The organism is Pseudoalteromonas sp. NZS127, assembly GCF_015864805.1.
GTDB lineage: Bacteria > Pseudomonadota > Gammaproteobacteria > Enterobacterales > Alteromonadaceae > Pseudoalteromonas > Pseudoalteromonas nigrifaciens.
This window is the reverse complement of the sequence record NZ_JADYWN010000072.1, coordinates 1-660: the sequence shown is the minus strand read 5'-3', so window position 1 is coordinate 660 and position 660 is coordinate 1. Positions and strand designations below refer to the sequence as shown.

Genomic DNA, 660 nt, shown 5'->3' with positions numbered 1-660 from the left:
GTGGTGACCAGCGCGGGGTTGCCCACGTAGTCGTACCCCAGCGACTCGCCGGCGCGTTCGTAGTTTTTGCGCCAAGTTAGCTGCACCAAACCTCTGCCATGCATGCCTTTGTAGAGCAGTTCGCTCAGGCCCTTGGGGTTGCGTGCGTATGGCTCGGCGTCAGCCATGCTCTTGAACGCGCGGGGGTAGATGCGCGCCAACCGTGAGGCGTCCTTGTAGTACAGGCCCTCTTCCACCGCCGACAGGTGCGCCGACTCCACCGCCACGGTGGCGAGGAACGCCGCCTGGCGCTGCAGAGAGCAGATGTCGAATCGACCCATGGCATCCAGCAGGGGCTGGTGGTAGGTCTGCGCGTTTCCGTACGGCGCGCTGGTGGCCGCCGCGAGTTGTTCAACCGTGAAGGTCATGGTCATACCTCGATAATCTCAATGGTCAGGTCCGGCGCGGGGCCTTCGATTGCGCCGTTGCGGAAGAACACGCGGTCACCCACGGTGGCCTCCCCGCGTGCAGTAGCCATACCACCCTGCTCCTGGATGGTGGCAACGCCGTCGGCATAGGCGATCACCTCACCCACGCGCAACGGGTAGGTGGGGATCAGCTTCTGGAACCGGCTAAACAGGTTCGACATGTGTTTCCACCCCCAAGGTTTGCCAGATAGAC

2 protein-coding genes are annotated in these 660 nt (G+C 63.2%); both read right to left on the bottom strand.

Annotation, left to right across the window (positions count from 1 at the left end; translation table 11 throughout):
• Positions 1–407 (bottom strand): glycoside hydrolase family 19 protein (locus tag I6E78_RS18490; protein ID WP_197183122.1); only part of this gene is annotated, 407 nt, incomplete at its 3' end.
• 2 nt (positions 408–409) lie between these two features.
• Positions 410–660 (bottom strand): hypothetical protein (locus I6E78_RS18485; RefSeq protein ID WP_231618054.1); only part of this gene is annotated, 251 nt, incomplete at its 5' end.